We start from the raw sequence: 19,735 nt of genomic DNA, 5'->3' as shown, positions 1-19,735 counted from the left end.
CTGTTATATATAGGAATTATAAATAGCAACTATAAATTGCCCATAAATAAATTATTAAAAAAAGATAAAATTAAGATAATATATTTTTAATCTCAATCTAAAAAAACGTTATTCTTTCTCATCTAGCTTGTTAAGAAAGAATAACGTTTTTAGTTCTAGGGTTCTTTTTGACAAAAAAAAGAGAAACTTTATTTTATATGCCAAAAAACAACTTCACGGCCTTTTCCAAACAGAACATCGGAAAAAGCCGTGGCATAATACTTATTTTATAATTGACGGAATACGGCCAAAATGGCTCTTTTTACTTCCCTTCACTCTTCTCTAACACATACAAATCTTCTTCAATATTAGATAGTTTCTCTGTTACAAGCTTTCTAGCATCTCCAATCGCTTGATTGTATGCAAATGGCCCTACTAATTTAATCATTTCTTCTATTAAACGCTCTGCTTGGAAACGCCCAATTTCATCTAAATCTTCTTCAACGAAAAATTGCTGAATTTGTGCTACTAGCTCTTCTTTTTTATCATTTGGTATTTTTATATTCATCATCATTTCTTACTCCTCTATATTTAAGATAGTACGTTTCTTAACTCTACCATAGAAAAGCGATTGCCAGGACAACTTTTTGTAACTCCTTCTAGCTCCCTATGACCGAGTATATTTTCTTTCTTTATAACAAACTGCTTCATAAACATTTTACATAAAGAATACAATGCATTCATTTGTGCGGTAGTTGGATCATATTTATCAAAATTACCCGTCATACATATTCCAATTGTATCTCTATTATTATCTTTCGCATGTGCTCCAATATGTAAACCTCGCCCTTCGACTACAGTTCCATCTTCTTCAATAAAATAATTGTAACCAATCCCGCTCCATCCTCTTACTTTTTGATGAAATTCATGTGTTTTATACACATCCCATCCATCTTCGGATGTATGGTGGATAATCAGTTTATTAACTTTCTCTAAAGGAACTAATTCATCTTGAAATGTTAAATTAACACATTTGATTTCCATTTGAACGTCCTCCCTTAAAAATCAATCATCATAATTGTTTTATCATCTGGTCTTATTCTCTTTTCCTCTTCTAGCTCTTCAATAATTGCTACATATTCATTTATACTATTCCTTCTTATATATGCAACAGTTTGTTCAAGTGGCCAATCTGGGTGGAATAATCCGTCTGAACAAATAAAAATCCCGCTCACTTCATCTATATGTAGTTCACCATGTTGTAAATAATGTATCGCTTCTTTCATTCCATTCGCAACAGAATACCCGCCCTGCATATTTGCAAGATAACGATTATATTTTAACTGTTCTCGCACATCTTGAAAAACATGTTCTTCTGGTACAGATAACCCTTTTTTACGATCCTCTTCTCTCTTCTTTTTTGCTCGTTTACTAATTCCTTCAACCGTGTCTTGCGTTAATACTTGCATCGTTCCATTTTGAAGTATTGCGACAATCATACAGTCCCCTAACTGTGCGTATTCAATTTTCTCACCATCTATTTGAACTGCCGCAATACATGTACACCACAAATGCTCTTTCTTTCTCGTATCTACTTCATACTCTAACATTTTGCTTTGCAATGCTTCATTTGCTTTTGCAACGGCAACTTGCAAACTATGATTTTCACGTAATGAAGTAAAATAACTTGCAAATAAATGCGAAGCGATGTATGCTCCATTATGTCCCTTTTCATCACGAAACGGGACGAGCGGTGTTGCACCATCACATACACCATACATCTTTTTTTCTTCATTACAAAAATAAGAATCCTCACATTCTTGCTTCAACGGGCTTTTCTGTTGATATGTTTTTACCTTCATATCTGTATCCCCTTTCAAATGATAAAATACTCGAATTCTTTTGATTAATCTAATTTCCCGAAATAAACTGTTTTTACGCAAAACTTTCAATATCATATATAATCTTGAAATAATATGAATTTTTTAGTGAAGGACGGGAAAGAGATGGTCAGATTTCTTGGTGTTATTATCGGTTCTATTATTATTGCGATTGCATTTAATCTTTTCCTTATCCCCCACAAAATTTTAAGTAGTGGAATTGGCGGAATTGCTATTATTTTAGGGATTGTAACGCCTGTAAACACAGGTATTATTAACTTTGTATTAAACTTACCTATCCTTATTTTAGGATACATAGGTCTTGGAAAAAAAGTGATTTTTAACACTGTTATCTCTGTTATTGTATTATCTGTTGCATTATACTACGTTCCAGTAAAAGTCGTAGCAACAGACCCACTTTTATCATCTATCTTTGGTGGTGTCATTGCTGGAGCTGGTATCGGCCTTGTTTTTAACTGTAATGGATCAACTGGTGGATTTGATATTATCGGTATGCTATTGTCTCGAAAAAGAGACATTAAACTTGGTGGATTCCTTATTATTTTAAATGCAGTCGTTGTAATAATTGCAGGATTCTTCTTCACTTGGGATGTTGCTCTTACAAGCTTACTATCAATTTATGTAACTGGTAAAGTCATCGATGCTATTCATACGAAACATCGAAAGGTTACACTTATGATTGTAACAAATGAAGCAGAAAAAATGAAAAAACAACTTCTTTCAACTGTTGTACGTGGAATTACATTACTTGATGGTGAAGGTGCTTATTCCAGCGAAAAAAAACGTGTACTTATGACCGTCATTTCTCGTGAAGAATTAGCAAGTATGAAATTAACAATTTCCGAAATTGACCCTCATGCATTCGTTAACATTACCGAAACGGTTGAAGTATTAGGATTGTTTAGAAAAGGTTAAAAAACTAGGTGGATTTCCACCTAGTTTTTATTTTCCATAAATTCAATTCGATTTCCGAACGGATCTGACACATAAAATCTAATTACATCTGGCCGTGCATGATCATCTATTACTTCAATGCCTTGCTTTATTAACTCCTGTTTAAATTCATCAATTTTTAAAACATAAAAAGCTGGATGCGCCTTTTTAGCTGGATTGAAGTTTTTCTCAACTCCGATATGAATCTCTTGATTTCCACACTTAAACCAGCACCCACCACGCTTCTTTAATTCCTCTGGCTTCGTTATTTCCTCCATACCAATTTTATTACCGTAAAACTCTCGTGCTTCTTCTTCACACCCTACAGGCGCAGCTACTTGCACATGATCGATACCTTGAATATAATTTCTCATTTTCTCTCCCCCTCTTCTACCCTAATGTTATAAAGAAAACCTACTCCTGTAACTTACAAAAGATTTATAAAACAATATAAGCTCCCCTTATTACGACCTTACACTCACTTTTCCAAAATAAAGAAAACAAAATTTATTATATAACTTCCATTTTTTATAGAAATACACATTACATCTATATTATAGTTATGGATAGACAAATCTTTTTAGATGCTATTTGTACGGAGGAACTATTATGAGTCGTAAAAAATATTCATCAACTCAAAGAAAACGTCATCCGAACATTTCTAGACGTTTGCGAAACCATATACAAGATCGTTCATTAACAGAAATGTACGCATCTCTGTTCGAACACAATCCTGATAGTATTATTTCATTAAATTTAGAGGGAGTTATACTACATATAAATCCTTCTGCCGAAAGAATATTAGGTTACAATTCTTTAGAATTAGAACAGAAAAATATTACCTCTATTTTAGAAGCTCATATTTCTGAGCAAGTATTACAAAATATAAAGAATACTGAAGCAGATAATCAACAAGAGTATATCTTATCTATTTATCATAAAAGTGGATTCTTATTAGACGTCGTGACAAAACTAGTTCCTATTTTTGTCCAAAATCGTCTAACTGGCGTATATACTATTATGAAGCCTCTTGAAAAATCAGAAAGAATTGAGAATATGCTAAAAGAAAGTGAGAAGAGGTTACGTACATTAGTGAACTCCATGCCTGCGTTTGTTATATTTAAAGATCATGAGGGGCGCTGGCTTGAGGCAAATGACTACGCACTTTCTTGTTTCAATTTCCATCATGTACCTTACCATGGGAAAAAAGATAGTGAACTCATTCAATATAACGAAGCGTACCGAGAGGCTTTTTTACATTGTGAAGAAGTCGACGAACTAGCATGGCAACAAAGACAAATTCTTCATGGCGAGGAATTTATTATTCATAGAGATGATTTCGATCTAATCTTAAGTATATCGAAAGTTCCACTTTATCATCCTGACGGCTCCCGTAAAGGTCTTATCGTAATGGGAAGAGATGTTACCGAGCTAAAAGAAACGGAAAAGTTATTACGAAAATCAGAAAAGCTCGCAGTAGTCGGACAACTGACAGCTGGAATTGCCCATGAAATTCGAAATCCACTCACTTCTCTAAAAGGTTTTCTAACATTGCTACTCCCTGAAATAAATGAGGAGCAGAAATGGTATATCGATGTTATGTTAAGTGAGATTTCACAAATGGAATCTATCACGAGTCAATTTATGGCGATGTCTAAACCACAAGTATTATCTATCCAAACTTGTAACATACAAGCTTTAATTGAAGAGGTAGTTACATTTATTTTACCAACAGCTATTATGCATAGTGTTCATATCATTATGGATCATTTTGATTACAAACATGATATTCAATGTGATGGTAATCAATTAAAACAAGTTTTTATAAATATATTAAAAAATGCGATAGAAGCAATGCCAAATGGCGGAAATATTTACATCCAAACAAAACCATTAGATGATACCTTTATTTTAATAAGGATTATCGATGAAGGTTGTGGTATCCCAGAAGATCGTATCTCTCGTCTAGGCGAACCATTTTATAGTTTAAAAGAAAAGGGAACAGGACTAGGATTAATGATGTGTTACAAAATAATTGAAGAACATCATGGTAAATTACACATTTCAAGCGAGTTAGATAAAGGTACGATCGTTGATATTCAACTTCCGCTTTCTTCATCTCATCTTGCAATTCAGTCGTAAAAAAAGAAGCATCTGCTAATTGTTAGCAGATGCTTCTTTTTTTACTTTTATAATACTGTATTGACATACCATTCTTTTGCTTTTTCTACTTCACCCATCGTTAATTGATGTCCTCTATTTTCCCAATGCATTGTAACAGTAGCGTTTGCATTCTCTAATAGTACCTTCAATTCCTCTGACTCCGCTGATGAACAAATCGGGTCATTTGTCCCAGCAGCGATAAATACGGATTTCCCTGCTAAATTAGGCAATTGTGTTCCTCTTCTAGGTACCATTGGGTGATGAAGGACAGCACCTTTTAATGCATTTTCGTAATGGAATAATAAGCTTGCAGCAATGTTTGCTCCATTTGAATAACCGATAGCTACAATATTATTTCTATCAAATTCATATGTTTTTGCAGCTTCATCTAAAAACTCATTTAATTCCTTCGTGCGGAAAATCAAATCCTCTTCATCAAAAATGCCTTCTGCTAATCGGCGGAAAAAACGTGGCATGCCTTGTTCTAGTACATTTCCCCTAACACTTAATACAGATGCTTCTGGATCAATTATTTCTGCAAGTGGTAATAAATCTAATTCATTACCTCCTGTACCATGAAGTAATAACAACACTGGTTTTGACGTATCTTTTCCTTTTTGAAAAACATGTTTCATCATAATCCTTTTCCCCTTTCAATCACTTTAATCTAAATTTCTCACTTCAAATGGTAAAAGTGTTTGTTCAATTTGTTTTCTATGTGGTTCATATTGCTCTGGTAACTTTAATTCCTCACCCATCGTCTCTAACGATTCGTCATGAGCGAAACCAGGAGGGTCTGTTGCAATTTCAAATAAAATTTCCCCGTGTTCTCTAAAATAAATTGCGTTAAAATAATTGCGATCTTGTACAGGAGTTACGTGGTATCCAAAACGAGACACATGTTCTTTCCAGTCGAGTTGATCATCATCGTTAGTCGCTCTCCAAGCAATATGGTGGACTGTACCAACACCCATTTGGCCACGCCCGATTGTCGATAGCCTCAAGTCGATAATATTCCCAATATCAGCAGAAGAACGGAATCGAACGAATTCACCTTCTTCTCCAATTTTCTCAAGACCCATAACATGCTCTAACAATTCAGCTGTTTTTTGAGGTTGTGCAGATAAAAGAACAGCACCGCCAAATCCTTTAATTGCTACTTCTGGCGTAACTTCTCCAAAAGTCCAATTATTTAATTCGCCTTCTTCTCTTTCTACTAATTCTATATGCAAACCATGTGGATCATCAAATTCTAAATACTGCTCTCCAAATCGAGTCATTTTTGTATACGAAATATCGAATTTTTCTAATCTATTTTCCCAAAACTCCATTGCGCCCTTTGGTACGACATAAGACGTAATGCCTACTTGACCGTCACCAATAATTCCTTCCCGAGCACCTGCCCATGGGAAAAACGTAATAATTGTTCCAGGCTTTCCTCCTTCGTTACCAAAATAAAGATGGTACGTGCCTGGATCATCAAAATTCACTGTTTGTTTCACTAAACGTAAACCTAACACACCAGCATAAAAATCTACATTTTCTTGTGGGTGTCCTACGATTGCTGTAATGTGATGAATTCCCATTGTTTTCTTTTCCATTTTCTCCGCCCCTTTTTATTTCATTTTAAAAACTTTTATACATTAAAATTCATTATTCATTTTGTCCATGCTGCAAAGTAAAATCCATCGTTATGATTTTATCTTCAATTCGAGATATAAGTTGTGAAATTACGCATTATCTTCTATATCACTAAATTTATCTCGAATTCGAGATAAATTCCAAAAAATATTTACTCCATCTGAAATCTTTATTCGGAAATAAATTATCTTGAATTCAATATTTATTATAAGTTACTTACTTTTAGTTGTCAATAAGCACTTATTTTCATTTTAAATCAAAAGAGAGTAAATGCTAGTTAGCATTTACTCTCTTCGCTAATTATTTCGTATGACTTTTAATCTACTAAACGTAGCTTATCTTCTATTTACTACTAGGAAACAATTCTGAAAGAGGAACTACCCGCCCCACCTCATCTTTAAACACAATATGCTCTCTCGTTAAATGACGCGGGCTCTTTACTCCCGCTGCTGCCGCAAGTGAGAACAAACTATATCTCATACTAACAACATAATTCATTACTCGCCATTTCTTCTCATACGGATCTAGCGCTTTTTGATAGTGCGGATTCGTCGTGGCAACTCCAGATGGACATTGTCCGGAATTACATTGAAGTGCCATTATACAGCCACTTGCCATCATAAATCCGCGTGCTGAATTTACAGCATCTGCACCAATAGCTAAAGCAATTGCCACTTTATCTGGTGTAATTAATTTCCCTGAGGCAAACACTTTGAATTTGTCCCGAACACCGTAATGATTCGCTGTATCAATACATGTCAGTAATGCTGGAATAAGCGGTATTCCCATACTATCTGCCATTGATTTATACGTAGCACCTGATCCACCTTCTGAACCATCAATTGTAATGAAATCTGGATAAATATTTAACTCTTTCATCGTTTTGAATAAATCGTCCAACGGTTCCTGCTGTCCAATTACAATCTTCATCCCAACTGGTTTACCGCCGTTTTCTTGCAAACGTTGAATAAAATAAAGTGTATCTACTGCATTCTTTAAAAATGGAAATCGATTCGGTGAATTAATCGTTTCTCCTTCTCGCACATTCCGAACAGAAGCAATTTTCTCATTTACTTTTTGTCCTTCTAGATGGCCACCACGTATTTTCGCACCTTGCCCAAATTTCAATTCGAATGCTTTAATATTACTTTCTTTTGCTTTCTCCATAAATTTCTCCATTGAAAAATTACCATCCTCATCACGATATCCAAATAACCCTGGACCAATTTGCGCAACGATATTCGCACCTGTATGTAAATGTTCTGGAATAACGCCACCTTCGCCAGTATTAATCCACGATCCGCCAGCCATCTTCGCACCAAACCCGCTCGCTAAAATATAATTTTCGCCAATCGCACCGTAAGAAGTCGCAGATGCCCCAAACATGCCATGTAGCTTCCACGGATATTTGCGGTTTTCACCGACGATAATTGCATCGTCTTCTTCATATAACCAAAGATTCGTTGTATCCGCTGTCAATTTTTCTCTTCGTGAAAATAACCCTTCTTTATGAATCACATACTTTTTCCCTTCACGTTCTTGCGTTACATTCACACTTAATTCATCTGTTAATTTCGGAAATAATGTATTAGCGATATAATATCCAGATGCATCAAAATCTCGTTTTGATCCAAAACCGAGTATTTCTGAACGGTATTTTGCTAGAAACATTACACTTTGAAAATCATAACGTGAAAAGGGCTTTCCATCCGTATCATGATCAAACCAATATTGCCTAAATTCCGGTCCTATCTTTTCAAGTAAATAACGCATCCTTCCTAAGTATGGATGTAACTTTAATATAGAATGATGCGTCCGTTTTTTAATAAAAAATGTAATAATAAAAAAAATGATTAATAGTAACATCAATAAGAGCAATATACTAATAATAACGAGTAGCGTTTCACTCATCCCGCTTCCTCCTATGAAAATCCATAATAAAAGGAGAACACCTGATGTGTTCTCCTTTTATCTTTATTCAAATTAATGTAGCAAGATGCTCTTTCGCATCATATTCAACTAAACTTTCAGCATTTTTAATTCGATGAACAAAATCTGGATTAGCTATTAAAGGTCTTCCGAATGCCACTACATCAATTGTTCCTTCTTGCAATGCTTCTTCAGCCTCTTTCGGATTTAAATTCCCTACTCCTACAATCGTACCCTCCCAATATTTTCTTACTAATTGATGAAAATTCTTTCCGTCAGCAATAACTGCCGTATAATTCATCGTTGAAGGGTGAATCATCGTTAATCCAACTTCGTTGAACATATTTACAAACATTTCAATTGCAAGTTCAGGGTTTTCCCACATATAAGTTGGATTATCACCTTTGAAAGCAGAGAAACGAAGAAGTGTTTTATCAGCCCCAACAGCTTCTATTACAGCCTCCGTTACTTCTTTCATAAACGTTAGCCTTTGCTTTAAATCTCCGCCGTATTTATCAGTACGCTTATTTGCGAACTCATAAGTAAATTGATCGATTAAATATCCGTGTGCCCCATGAATTTCTACTCCATCAAATCCAGCTTCGATCGCGTTTTTCGCAGCTTGTGAGTATTGACCAATCACCTCTTGTATTTCTTCTAACGTCATTGCTTCTGGCGTGTCGAACGGTTTACGAAAACGCGGAACATTTCCCTCTGCAGCGATAGCAGACGGTGCTTGTGGCATTTGCCCACCAATTATCTCGTGATGACTCATACGGCCAACATGCCATATTTGAGCAATAATCGTTCCGCCTTCTTTATGTACTGCCTCTGTAACAGGCTTCCACGAATCGATTTGTTCTTGCGTATAAATTCCTGGCACTCCCGGATTCCCTTTTGCTCTTGGGCTAATGACGATTCCCTCTGTAATAATTAATCCAACTTCATCAGCTGCACGCTTTCTATAGTACTCGACTACATCAGTACCAACGACTCCCGTTTCATGATTCGCGAAACATCTCGTCATCGGTGCCATTGCTATGCGATTACGAAGAGACCAAGATCCAATTTGAATCGAGTCAAATAACTTCGTTTCTTCAATATTTTCAAAAGATCCCCAAGCGTTTATATTTGTTCCTTCATAAATACTTGCTGCTTTATTATTTGAACTTGTCATTTTTCTTCCCCCTAAAAAATTCTTACTATAATCGCATCATACTTACTTTTAGATAGTAACGTCAATTTATACGCTCTTATGTAGAAATATTCGCATAATAAAACTAACTGTTTTTTAACTTTAAGGGTTCTGGTATTCAAGACTCTTACTGTCTATTTTTATATTCAGTAAGTGGATGAGAAAAATACTTGTTAAGTGGATGTTTTCTTTTCTTCTAGTTTTATTACTATAGAATATATTGGTAATTGTTTTTCAAACTATTTACTAAAAAAAACGATTTCCACTGTACTATATTCAAACTTACAGTTACGAGGTTTCAATCATTCATTTGTTTTTTATTATACAAACAAAAATTTTAGGAACGAATAAAAGACTCCTACATAGTTGAAAGTATTTTTTCTATTTATCCGTTCCTAATCCCCATGAAAAAAGGAGCTGTCATATAGTCGATAATTCGACTATATGACACTCCTTTTTAGTTGACCGTATATGGCTAACAATTCATTTATCTCTTTAATATAAAGAATATAAACAATTATTATCTCTTCACATATAAAAAATTCCTTAGCAGTAGAAGTGAGAGTGGTTCAGTATTCTTCTAAAAATAATAACTTATAAACCTAAAACAATGAAAGCCCTACCTCTCTTTCATCCTTACGGCTCCTCGTCCGTGCCAGTGTGAATCAGGATTGCAAAAATCAAGTAACTATTCTATCGAAGTGTTTAATTAAACTTCGAATATTCGTAAAGAATTTAAAAAATAAAAATGGATTTGATTGTAGTAATAACAAAAGAGGTTAATGCTCTAAAAGTGGTTTGAAAGAATTGAATGTCTTTGAAATGATTAATTCTCTATAATTATGTTCCCAAAAAATTCAAAACCTTTTTTGGGATCTAATACATTATTTGTAATGAATCTTAACAAAAGCTTTTTATTTGACTTTCCGTGATACCTTCAATTAATCCCAGTTCACTAATCAAAAATTCGTGTGCGTTATCTAACATTTTCTTTTCGCTTGCATTAAGTGCTTTTTCTTTCTGCATACGTAATAAATCACGTACAACTTCAGCACCTTCTTGTATTTTACCCGTCTTTATTTTATCAGTGTTCAATTTATACCTTTGTTTCCACGTAAGTAATCTATCAGATTCTCCATGTTGAAAAATATCCAATATGTGTGCTATTGCCGTTATATCCGTGACTGGTCGTATATTTGAGCTCAATATTCTCCCTGCCGGAATCATTACTTCCATATTACTACCCGACATTTTTATAACATAATATTGTTGTTTTTCTCCTGTGATTTCCTTCTCTTCTATGGCTTTAATTATACCTGCTCCCTGCATTGGATAAACAATGTTATCGCCAATTTGAAACAAATAATCCACCTCCATATATGGTAACCTTCTCAATCTTAACACACAATCATTTTTTTAGCAAAATTTTTATTTTATCATAAAATTATTTTTAATGTCAATCCTTTCGAACTAAGAAAATAATTTCGTAAAATATCATTAAAAACCCGCAATCTTATTAACTTTTCCACACATATATACATTCTAATTTCACCTTCTCTTTTTACATAAAAACACATTACTACATATAAGTAGTAATGTGTTTTTCATACTGAATCGTTAAACATTCCCTATTAATTTCACGCCTATATACTAACCTGCTTACGGACTGTCTCTCTCGCTAAAAGAAAACTCATAATCACTTGCGCAGCTACTCGACTCGTCATATCTCTGAAATCAAGGGTTGGATCAATTTCTACTATATCCATCCCTTGAACGAGCGGTTCTTTACCAAGAAATTCAATCGCATCAAGTAAAGTCGTACTATCCATACCGCCAGGACCAATTGCTGGACAACCTGGTGCAAATGCTTGATCTAGTACATCCATATCAAGAGAAATGTAAATAGAAGTCACGCCTTGCTTTCTTAATACTTCAATACTTTCTGTGATAATATCTTTGATTTGTCGCTCTCGTACATCTTTCATTGTATACACTGTCACGCCATGTTCTTTTGCATATTCATGGTACGCTCGTGCATTTGAAAAATTACGAATTCCGATTTGAACGAGTTGTTTTCCTTTAATGACATCATTTTCTAGCAAACTACGGAACGGTGTACCATTTGATGGGCCACCATCATCTAAATTACGTAAATCATGATGGGCATCAAATTGAATAACACCGACCTTCCCTTTACTATTTGCAAACCCTGTTATACTTGGAAAACTAATCGAATGGTCACCACCAAGAACGATTGGTATCATGTTCGGATTTACTTTCGTTACATGACCAACTGTTTTCGCAATGCGCTTATGACTTTCTTTTATATCAGTCACATGCATCGTAATATCGCCGCAATCATATAAGACACTTTCTTTCATATCATGTTCTTCTGTAATTGCGTACGTGCTATATGCATCTAACATTGCACGAATTGTTTTTGGCGCAAAACTTGCTCCTGAATGACTAATAGATGGTTTAGAAAGGGGTGCTCCAATTAAGGCAGCACCGAATATTTCCAAGCCTTCCTCCCAATCTTTAATCATCTCACTCCATTTCGTCACTTCACGATCGATAAACTTTGCATTTTTCTTTAAATAGTGGCCGTGCTCCACGATTGTTCACCTCTTGTATATGCGATATTACCATTCTTCCATACTGTATTTACATGACTCACGCCGTAATGATACGGTACGTAAGCATAATTGTAAGCATCCCATAAAACTAAATCTGCCTTACGACCAACTCTAATCTTTCCAGCTACATCACCTCGATTAATTGCGTAAGAAGAATTAACTGTTACGGCATTCCAAACTTCTTCTGGTGTCATTTTCAGCTTGAGCATTGCAATGCTCATAATAAGCTGAATGTTCTCAGTTGGACAACTACCTGGGTTAAAGTCTGTAGCCAAAGCAACTGCAACACCTTCATCGATCATTTTACGTCCACGAGCAAAGCTTTCTTTATTTAAATAGAAAGTTGTTCCTGGTAATAAAGTAGCTACTGTATTAGAGTTTGCAAGCATTTCAATTCCTTTATCAGAAGCGCCCACTAAATGGTCCGCTGATGCTGCACCAATTTCAGCCGCTGCTTCTGCACCACCAAGAGGGTCAATTTCATCTGCATGAATTTTCACATCAAAGCCAAGCTCTTTCGCTTTTAATAAAAACTCTTTTGATTCTTCGACAGAGAACACACCTGTTTCGCAGAAAATATCAACGAATTCAGCTAATTGCTTCTCTTTCATTTCTGGTAGTAGGTCTAACATCCATTGTAAAAATTCTTTCGATCTACCTTTATACTCTTTCGGAACTGCATGAGCACCTAAAAATGTGGAAACTAAATCGATTGGATGCTCTTTTTGTAATTGTGCAGTTGCCTCTAATTGTTTCCATTCCGTCTCATCATCTAATCCATAACCACTCTTCGCTTCTACAGTTGTAACTCCGAAAGATAACATACGGTCTAAATGGAATTTCGCTTTTTGAACAAGTTCTTCTCTCGACGCCTGTTTCGTTGCATTTACAGTTGAAAGAATACCTCCGCCTTGTTCTAAAATTTCTAAGTACGGAACTCCTTGTAATTTTAGTGCGATTTCATTTTCACGAGATCCACCAAATACAAGGTGAGTATGCGGATCAACAAGACCAGGAGAAACCATTTTCCCTCCGCAATCAATAACTTCTTTCGCTTGTAATCCTTTCGCTTCTTCCGCTGTTCCAACGAAAGTAATTACGCCATTTTCAATTCCAACCGCACCGTTTTCGATAACAGGAAGCGTGTTCATCGCTTCCCGTCTTAACAAGCCATCTTCTTGATCCATTGTTAGTAATTGACCGATATTTATTAGTAAAGTGTCCAGCATGTTTTCTCCTCCTTATTTCATCATCGGAATGTTAACGCCTTTTTCTTTCGCAGTTTCCACAGCTAAGTCATATCCTGCATCAACGTGACGAACAACACCCATACCAGGATCAGAAGTTAATACGCGCTCAATACGTTTTGCTGCTGCTTCTGTTCCATCTGCAACGATAACCATTCCAGCATGAAGTGAATAACCCATACCAACGCCACCACCGTGGTGAACAGACACCCAGCTCGCACCGTTTACACTGTTAATTAATGCATTTAAAATTGGCCAATCGGCTACTGCATCACTACCGTCTTTCATCGCTTCTGTTTCACGGTTTGGAGATGCTACTGATCCGCAATCTAAATGATCACGACCGATAACGATTGGTGCTGATAATTCACCATTTGCCACCATTTCATTAATAATGCGACCAAATTTCGCGCGCTCACCGTAACCTAACCAACAAATACGAGATGGAAGACCTTGGAACTCAACTTGCTGACGAGCCATACGAATCCAGTTACATAAATGCTCATTATCCGCAAACTCACGTAATATTACTTCGTCTGTTTTATAAATATCTTCTGGATCACCAGAAAGTGCTACCCAGCGGAATGGTCCTTTACCTTCGCAGAATAATGGACGGATAAATGCTGGAACGAATCCTGGGAAATCGAATGCATTTTTCAAACCTTCATCGAAAGCAACTTGGCGAATGTTATTTCCGTAATCAAATGTAATTGCGCCTTTTTCTTGCATAGCAAGCATTGCTTCTACATGTTTTGTCATACTTTCTTTTGATAATTGTACGTAACGTTCTGGATCTTCTTCACGAAGTTTCGCTGCTTCTTCTAATGTGTAACCTACTGGAATATAACCGTTTAATGGATCATGAGCAGATGTTTGATCCGTAACTAAATCTGGCGTAATATTGCGCTTCACTAGTTCTGGTAAAATCTCTGCCGCATTTCCTAATAAACCAATTGAAATTGGTTCTTTCTTCTCTTTATACTCGTTCGCAACCGTTAATGCTTCTTCTAATGATTCTGTATACATATCACAGTATCTCTTTTCAATACGACGATCGATGCTGCGCTTATCAACATCAATAGCAATGACAACACCGCCGTTCATCGTTACAGCAAGAGGTTGTGCACCACCCATACCTCCTAAGCCAGCAGTAAGTGTTAATGTACCTTTTAATGAACCATCGAAATGTTGACGTGCCGCTTCGCCAAACGTTTCATATGTTCCTTGTAAAATACCTTGTGTTCCAATGTAAATCCAGCTACCTGCTGTCATTTGTCCGTACATCATAAGACCTTTTTTCTCTAGTTCACGGAAGTGATCCCAGTTCGCCCATTTTGGTACTAAGTTTGAGTTCGCTAAAAGTACGCGAGGTGCATCTTCATGCGATTTAAAGATTGCAACTGGTTTTCCTGATTGAACAAGTAATGTTTCATCGCTTTCTAACGTTTTTAATGAATCTACAATCGCATGGTAGCTTTCCCAGTTACGAGCTGCACGGCCAATTCCGCCATATACAACTAATTCTTCTGGTTTTTCAGCAACTTCAGGATCTAAATTGTTCATTAACATACGAAGTGCAGCTTCTTGAACCCACCCTTTCGTTTGTAATTCAGTACCTCTTGGCGCGCGAATTGTTTGTTTAACTTTTTCCATTTCAATCTCTCCCTTTTCTCATTTTATAGTGCTGCGTTTACATCTAATCTTTCTTTTATCGAATAATTCGTTTTTAACCAGTGCGTAATATTTTCAATATCCGTTGAGAATATGCGATCATTTGTAATAGAAGGTACTTGTTGACGGCCTTGATGGTAGAAGCTCTTCGTCACTGTACTCATGTTTTCAATACCGCGATATTCTGCTGCTTGCATCGCACAAATCATCTCAATTGAAAGAACACGTCTTACATTTTGAATAATTTGATGTGCATGGCGTGAAGCGATTGTTCCCATACTTACGTGATCTTCTTGGTTAGCTGATGACGGGATTGAATCAACACTCGCTGGATGTGCTAACGTTTTATTTTCAGAAACAAGTGACGCTGCAGCGTATTGCATAATCATTGCACCAGACTGAAGTCCTGGTTCTGGACTTAAAAATGGAGGTAAATCATTTAATTGCGGATTTACTAAACGCTCGATACGACGCTCTGAAATATTTGCAAGTTCCGCCATTCCTACTTTTAAGAAGTCCATCGCAAACGCAATCGGTTGACCATGGAAATTACCACCCGAAATTACTTTTTCCCCACCATCAAAGATTAGTGGATTGTCCGTTGCTGCATTCATTTCAATTTCTAATTTTTCTTTCACATAATTTAAAACTTGCCAAGAAGCACCGTGTACTTGCGGGATACAACGAAGTGAATATGCATCCTGTACTCGTAGTTCTCCTTGTTTTGTTGTTAATTTACTATCATGAAGGATGTTACGAATTCTGCTCGCTACTTCCACTTGCTCTTTATAACCACGCGCTTTATGAACATTTTCATCAAATGCATCAATAATGCCTTGTAATCCTTCAATTGTCATCGAAGCAATGAATTCAGCTTGATACGCCATTGCTTCTGCTTCTATATAAGAAAGAACTCCTTGCGCTGTCATCGCCTGCGTACCATTAATTAATGCAAGCCCTTCTTTCGCTTCAAGTTCAATCGGTTCAAGCCCTTCTTCTGTAAGAGCAACCATCGCATGAACGCGTTTCCCCTTATAGAACACTTCACCTTCGCCTAATAATACAAGCGCAAGATGAGATAAAGGTGCTAAATCGCCACTCGCACCAAGTGACCCTTGTTGCGGAACGACTGGGTGAATTTTACGATTTACAAACTCAAGAAGCATATTTACAACAAGTGGTCTAACACCAGATACTCCTTTAAGCATCGTGTTCGCTCGTAAAATTAACATACCGCGTGATACCTCTTCAGGGAATGGATCACCTATACCGCATGCATGTGACTGAATTAAATTGTGTTGAAGTGCCTTTACATCATCTTTTTGAATAAGCACATCACTGAACTTTCCAAATCCAGTTGTAATACCGTAAACGACTTTTCCGTCCTCTACAATTTTCTCAACAACTTCGCGGCACTCCGCCACCTTTTGCATACTATTTGGACAAGCTGTTACACCTTCCCCTTCAAGTAACAACCTCTTCATTTCTTCAATTGTCAATGTGTGTCCTGTTAACGTAATCATTCTTTTTCCTCCTTAAAAAGGCAAAAGGGGACCTTATCTTTTTAAGACAGACTTCTGTCCTAAAAAAGTAAGGCCCCCTTCTAACTAATAGACTATGGGCAAATCATATGTGATTAATTCCTAAACCAATCGCCTCATGCTCAGATCCTTTTACAGGTGCACCAATCGTTCCATATAATGCAACAGCAACCCATTCGCCTTCTTTTTTTCCGTCGTATGGTCTACCGCGCACAATCGCAAAGCGAAGTCCTACTGTACGAAGAACGTCTGCTAACTGAATTTGACCTCTCGTCACTCCGTACAAAGCTTCCATAATTGCATGATAAAGTGCATGTGTTTCTCTGTAAACATCTGTTTCAATAACTTGGGTGCTCTTAGCCGCTGTTTCCATTGCTGCTACAACTTTTTGCGAATTCATCGAACCCACTTTCCCCGTACAATACTTCCAACCTTTTGGAATAGATAATACAGGGCTTTCATTCTCATCCGCAAGTGCCAACAACATGGCCATACGACCAATTCGATGTGTTCCTTGAAGAAGCATGTGACTCTCTCATTTCTTTTAATTATTTGAATATTTCTTAATTTAAGAATATATGAAAACAGTTAAATCGTCAATAGTTTAAACTCACATTCGAACAATTTTTTCATCCCCTCCATTTGTGTACACAAATTATTTACACGAATTTTTCAGGCGTGCTATAGTCTCACTAACAGATGCAAAGGGGCGATATTTCAATGACGAAGCGAAAAGATATTCATTTTCGAATTGAAGAAAAATTACTTGAAAGGTTTGAATCTGCACTCCATTACGAAGGTTTAAAGAAAACCGACGTATTAACACACGCGATTCAGCAATTTTGCACGAAGGTGGAATGTGAAAAAATGAATGATGTAAAACGCCAATATAACGTAAGCAACCATTTACCACGTATCGATACGCATAAACATTACGAAGAAAAACAAGTAAATTTAGATGAACTCGTCATGGAACATTTACAACTTCAAGGAGAAGAAAAAATATTAGAGGTTGGGTGTGCTAATGGAAATTTTCTTTCCCTTTTACAAACTAACGGTCATAAAGGCCAACTAACCGGTTTTGATCAATCAAAAACGATGCTTTCTGAAGCTGCAATAAAGAATAGCATAATTGAATGGAAACTAGGTGATGCTGGTAAACTTCCTTTTGAAGCTAATTGCTATGACTGGGTCATCGCAAGACATATGTTATATCACATGAAAGATGTCGAAAAAACAGTTCAAGGATTCCATAAAGTAATTCGTCCCGGAGGCTCACTTTTAGCTACAACAAATTCTGACGTTACATTACCTCGTATAGTTGAAATGTGTAACCGCATGTTAGACGCATTTGATTTACCGAAAACAACATCATCAGTCACTCCATTTTGTTTAGAAAATGGTAAAGAGATATTACAGTCTTTTTTTCCAACTGTTGAAGAAACAGTTATTCATAATGCTCTCGTTTTTCATCATGCTACTCCGATTGCAAGCTATATTTCTAGCATGTTTCCATCGCTAAATATACCTGATAGTACATATCTTCACGCCGAAATGAAGGAATGGCTAAAAAAAGAAGTAGAAAATGAATTGTCACTTCATAACGGTATATGGCGCGACCCGAAAACGTTAGCCATTTATCGATGTCAAAAAGAAAAAAGCTAGCAAATGCTAGCTTTTATACATTCTCATGTAAAAGTTTGTCCATCATCATATTGCCCTTTCCGCCATAAAAATTTATATTATGTTCGTTAGCTACTCCAAAATAAGAAGCAACTGCTATTCCGAATGGTACGAAAGCATGTCCTTGTGCAGTAATAATATTTGAGTGTTGTACAACTTCTTTATATACAAAATTTTCTACTGGAAAACAATCTAACTTTTGATAATCTATAGTCGCTGTATAAGAAATCCCTTTAAATAAACCTGCTCTTGCTAACGCATACGGTCCAGCACAAATCGCAGCTACTAATTTTTCTTTTTCAGAAAATTGGCGAATGACTGAAAAGAGAATATCTGCGTCTTTCATATGTACTTCGTCTCCCCCTGGAATGATAATCCCCTCATATTCATCTACACGCACTTCACTTAATTCTATATGCGGTTGTACTTGCAAGCCTGTTTCACTTATAATCAACCCTTTTGTTAAGCCCGCAGTAATGATTTCATATTTCTTTTTCAGCAATGCTGTTGCTACTGTAATTTCAAACTCCGCAAATGTTGGGTATACGAATAATAATATTTTTTTCATAGTCCTTTCTCCTTTAACCAGCCCATAAAATATGCTTCTAACTCATCCACTGTTAATGTATTCGTGTCCACATAAGTTACAGGAAATTGTTTATACCATTCTTTTTCAGTTTCTACTAATTTAAATTGTTCTTCGAATGTACTTCGATTTCTTGCCCCGTCATTATTTTTTCTATCATATAAATTTTCTTTCGAAACATCTAAATAAAAAATTGCATCCGAACAGCATTCTCTTAATTTATACAATTCATCTTTTAATTCTGTTTCTATATCCCACTCTTTCCCTATCACTTTCGGATAAAAGAGTGTATAAAATTCAATATCTTCTGGTCCGCGATCAAAAATCACGACTGAATCTTTCACATTTTGAAACTCCTTTATTTTTGCTTCCATAAACATTTTTTGATTTATTATAAATCCTTCTTTTGAATTCATATCCAAATTTAATTGTTTTCGCTTTTCTACAATTGGATGTGGATTTTCATATATAACTGAAAGCCCACATCTCTCTAACCTTTTAGCCAATGTTGTTTTTCCGCCTGCCATCGGTCCTTGAAGCGAAATTACATATGCCATTCCTCTCATTCCCTTGCATTTTAGTATATCTATAATATACAGAATTTTAAAAACCATCAACAGAATATATATC

At 36.0% G+C, this 19,735-nt stretch carries 19 protein-coding genes; 3 read left to right on the top strand and 16 right to left on the bottom strand.

The window, feature by feature from the left end:
* Nucleotides 1–301 precede the first annotated feature (301 nt).
* The 3 genes from FS802_RS24800 to FS802_RS24790 are packed head-to-tail and all read right to left on the bottom strand — an operon-like array spanning nt 302 to nt 1,841.
* The gene (locus FS802_RS24800) at nt 302–553 is read right to left on the bottom strand and encodes a DUF2164 domain-containing protein (protein WP_001983516.1); all 252 of its coding nucleotides are present in this window, start codon (nt 551–553) and stop codon (nt 302–304) included.
* Between the two features lie 17 nt (nt 554–570).
* Nucleotides 571–1,023 carry a peptidoglycan recognition protein family protein gene (locus FS802_RS24795; RefSeq protein WP_000402968.1) on the bottom strand — a complete coding sequence of 151 codons (453 nt, stop codon included), beginning with the start codon at nt 1,021–1,023 and terminating at the stop codon, nt 571–573.
* 14 nt (nt 1,024–1,037) lie between these two features.
* Nucleotides 1,038–1,841, bottom strand: a complete 804-nt coding sequence (locus tag FS802_RS24790) for a protein phosphatase 2C domain-containing protein (protein WP_000865497.1) — start codon at nt 1,839–1,841, stop codon at nt 1,038–1,040.
* Nucleotides 1,842–1,985: 144 nt separating this feature from the next.
* Between FS802_RS24790 and FS802_RS24785 the strand changes: the two genes are divergently transcribed.
* A complete protein-coding gene (locus FS802_RS24785) occupies nt 1,986–2,795 on the top strand; it encodes a YitT family protein (RefSeq protein WP_000251341.1) in 810 nt (269 codons plus the stop codon).
* A 20-nt stretch (nt 2,796–2,815) separates the two neighbouring features.
* Here FS802_RS24785 and FS802_RS24780 read toward each other — a convergent pair whose 3' ends face one another.
* Nucleotides 2,816–3,187, bottom strand: a complete 372-nt coding sequence (locus FS802_RS24780; RefSeq protein WP_001246940.1) for a VOC family protein — start codon at nt 3,185–3,187, stop codon at nt 2,816–2,818.
* Nucleotides 3,188–3,422: 235 nt separating this feature from the next.
* On the opposite strand from FS802_RS24780, the gene FS802_RS24775 reads away from it, so the two are divergent.
* On the top strand, nt 3,423–4,955 hold the full coding sequence (locus tag FS802_RS24775; RefSeq protein ID WP_098708115.1) for a BA3702 family sensor histidine kinase: 1,533 nt from the start codon (nt 3,423–3,425) through the stop codon (nt 4,953–4,955).
* Nucleotides 4,956–5,002: 47 nt separating this feature from the next.
* Here the strand turns inward: FS802_RS24775 and FS802_RS24770 are convergent, their stop codons facing one another.
* The 10 genes from FS802_RS24770 to hutP all read right to left on the bottom strand — a co-directional run bounded on the left by FS802_RS24770 (nt 5,003) and on the right by hutP (nt 17,362).
* On the bottom strand, nt 5,003–5,614 hold the full coding sequence (locus tag FS802_RS24770) for an alpha/beta hydrolase (protein ID WP_000975462.1): 612 nt from the start codon (nt 5,612–5,614) through the stop codon (nt 5,003–5,005).
* Nucleotides 5,615–5,638: 24 nt separating this feature from the next.
* Nucleotides 5,639–6,577, bottom strand: coding sequence for a ring-cleaving dioxygenase (locus tag FS802_RS24765; protein WP_000412720.1), 939 nt, complete (start codon nt 6,575–6,577; stop codon nt 5,639–5,641).
* A gap of 382 nt (nt 6,578–6,959) precedes the next feature.
* Entirely contained in the window at nt 6,960–8,528 is a 1,569-nt protein-coding gene (locus FS802_RS24760; protein WP_144525542.1) for an FMN-binding glutamate synthase family protein, read from the bottom strand.
* Nucleotides 8,529–8,595: 67 nt separating this feature from the next.
* On the bottom strand, nt 8,596–9,723 hold the full coding sequence (locus FS802_RS24755; protein ID WP_098708148.1) for an alkene reductase: 1,128 nt from the start codon (nt 9,721–9,723) through the stop codon (nt 8,596–8,598).
* Nucleotides 9,724–10,641: 918 nt separating this feature from the next.
* The gene (locus tag FS802_RS24750) at nt 10,642–11,103 is read right to left on the bottom strand and encodes a CarD family transcriptional regulator (protein ID WP_170771247.1); all 462 of its coding nucleotides are present in this window, start codon (nt 11,101–11,103) and stop codon (nt 10,642–10,644) included.
* A gap of 281 nt (nt 11,104–11,384) precedes the next feature.
* A complete protein-coding gene (gene hutG / locus FS802_RS24745; RefSeq protein ID WP_098654614.1) occupies nt 11,385–12,356 on the bottom strand; it encodes a formimidoylglutamase in 972 nt (323 codons plus the stop codon).
* Nucleotides 12,335–13,606 (bottom strand): imidazolonepropionase, encoded by a 1,272-nt coding sequence (hutI, locus tag FS802_RS24740; RefSeq protein ID WP_000887534.1) that lies wholly within the window; start codon nt 13,604–13,606, stop codon nt 12,335–12,337. The genes hutG and hutI overlap by 22 nt, the downstream gene beginning before the upstream one ends.
* A gap of 12 nt (nt 13,607–13,618) precedes the next feature.
* Complete coding sequence (gene hutU / locus FS802_RS24735; protein ID WP_000416701.1) at nt 13,619–15,277, bottom strand: urocanate hydratase; 1,659 nt, start codon at nt 15,275–15,277, stop codon at nt 13,619–13,621.
* 23 nt (nt 15,278–15,300) lie between these two features.
* Nucleotides 15,301–16,818 carry a histidine ammonia-lyase gene (gene hutH / locus FS802_RS24730; protein ID WP_000631836.1) on the bottom strand — a complete coding sequence of 506 codons (1,518 nt, stop codon included), beginning with the start codon at nt 16,816–16,818 and terminating at the stop codon, nt 15,301–15,303.
* Nucleotides 16,819–16,921: 103 nt separating this feature from the next.
* Nucleotides 16,922–17,362 (bottom strand): histidine utilization transcription antiterminator HutP, encoded by a 441-nt coding sequence (gene hutP, locus FS802_RS24725; RefSeq protein ID WP_000926520.1) that lies wholly within the window; start codon nt 17,360–17,362, stop codon nt 16,922–16,924.
* A gap of 194 nt (nt 17,363–17,556) precedes the next feature.
* Here hutP and FS802_RS24720 point away from each other — a divergent pair, with 194 nt between their 5' ends.
* Nucleotides 17,557–18,501, top strand: a complete 945-nt coding sequence (locus FS802_RS24720) for a class I SAM-dependent methyltransferase (protein ID WP_142336899.1) — start codon at nt 17,557–17,559, stop codon at nt 18,499–18,501.
* A 13-nt stretch (nt 18,502–18,514) separates the two neighbouring features.
* Here the strand turns inward: FS802_RS24720 and FS802_RS24715 are convergent, their stop codons facing one another.
* Nucleotides 18,515–19,087: a DJ-1/PfpI family protein gene (locus FS802_RS24715; RefSeq protein ID WP_088122896.1), complete on the bottom strand. Its 573-nt coding sequence runs from the start codon at nt 19,085–19,087 to the stop codon at nt 18,515–18,517.
* The gene (locus FS802_RS24710; RefSeq protein ID WP_098654612.1) at nt 19,084–19,671 is read right to left on the bottom strand and encodes an AAA family ATPase; all 588 of its coding nucleotides are present in this window, start codon (nt 19,669–19,671) and stop codon (nt 19,084–19,086) included. Before FS802_RS24710 ends, FS802_RS24715 begins: the two co-directional genes overlap by 4 nt.
* Nucleotides 19,672–19,735 lie beyond the last annotated feature (64 nt).

The sequence above is a fragment of the Bacillus sp. DE0042 genome (genome assembly GCF_007680225.1).
Taxonomy (GTDB): Bacteria; Bacillota; Bacilli; order Bacillales; family Bacillaceae_G; genus Bacillus_A; species Bacillus_A wiedmannii.
This window is presented reverse-complemented; position numbering and strand designations above follow the sequence as displayed.

What these genes read in the sequence shown, in the direction of transcription:
- FS802_RS24800 (WP_001983516.1), bottom strand. Translation starts at nt 553, where the DNA reads ATGATGATGAATATAAAAATACCAAATGATAAAAAAGAAGAGCTAGTA.
- FS802_RS24795 (WP_000402968.1), bottom strand. Translation starts at nt 1,023, where the DNA reads ATGGAAATCAAATGTGTTAATTTAACATTTCAAGATGAATTAGTTCCT.
- FS802_RS24790 (WP_000865497.1), bottom strand. Translation starts at nt 1,841, where the DNA reads ATGAAGGTAAAAACATATCAACAGAAAAGCCCGTTGAAGCAAGAATGT.
- FS802_RS24785 (WP_000251341.1), top strand. Translation starts at nt 1,986, where the DNA reads ATGGTCAGATTTCTTGGTGTTATTATCGGTTCTATTATTATTGCGATT.
- FS802_RS24780 (WP_001246940.1), bottom strand. Translation starts at nt 3,187, where the DNA reads ATGAGAAATTATATTCAAGGTATCGATCATGTGCAAGTAGCTGCGCCT.
- FS802_RS24775 (WP_098708115.1), top strand. Translation starts at nt 3,423, where the DNA reads ATGAGTCGTAAAAAATATTCATCAACTCAAAGAAAACGTCATCCGAAC.
- FS802_RS24770 (WP_000975462.1), bottom strand. Translation starts at nt 5,614, where the DNA reads ATGATGAAACATGTTTTTCAAAAAGGAAAAGATACGTCAAAACCAGTG.
- FS802_RS24765 (WP_000412720.1), bottom strand. Translation starts at nt 6,577, where the DNA reads ATGGAAAAGAAAACAATGGGAATTCATCACATTACAGCAATCGTAGGA.
- FS802_RS24760 (WP_144525542.1), bottom strand. Translation starts at nt 8,528, where the DNA reads ATGAGTGAAACGCTACTCGTTATTATTAGTATATTGCTCTTATTGATG.
- FS802_RS24755 (WP_098708148.1), bottom strand. Translation starts at nt 9,723, where the DNA reads ATGACAAGTTCAAATAATAAAGCAGCAAGTATTTATGAAGGAACAAAT.
- hutI (WP_000887534.1), bottom strand. Translation starts at nt 13,606, where the DNA reads ATGCTGGACACTTTACTAATAAATATCGGTCAATTACTAACAATGGAT.
- hutU (WP_000416701.1), bottom strand. Translation starts at nt 15,277, where the DNA reads ATGGAAAAAGTTAAACAAACAATTCGCGCGCCAAGAGGTACTGAATTA.
- hutH (WP_000631836.1), bottom strand. Translation starts at nt 16,818, where the DNA reads ATGATTACGTTAACAGGACACACATTGACAATTGAAGAAATGAAGAGG.
- hutP (WP_000926520.1), bottom strand. Translation starts at nt 17,362, where the DNA reads ATGCTTCTTCAAGGAACACATCGAATTGGTCGTATGGCCATGTTGTTG.
- FS802_RS24720 (WP_142336899.1), top strand. Translation starts at nt 17,557, where the DNA reads ATGACGAAGCGAAAAGATATTCATTTTCGAATTGAAGAAAAATTACTT.
- FS802_RS24715 (WP_088122896.1), bottom strand. Translation starts at nt 19,087, where the DNA reads ATGAAAAAAATATTATTATTCGTATACCCAACATTTGCGGAGTTTGAA.
- FS802_RS24710 (WP_098654612.1), bottom strand. Translation starts at nt 19,671, where the DNA reads ATGAGAGGAATGGCATATGTAATTTCGCTTCAAGGACCGATGGCAGGC.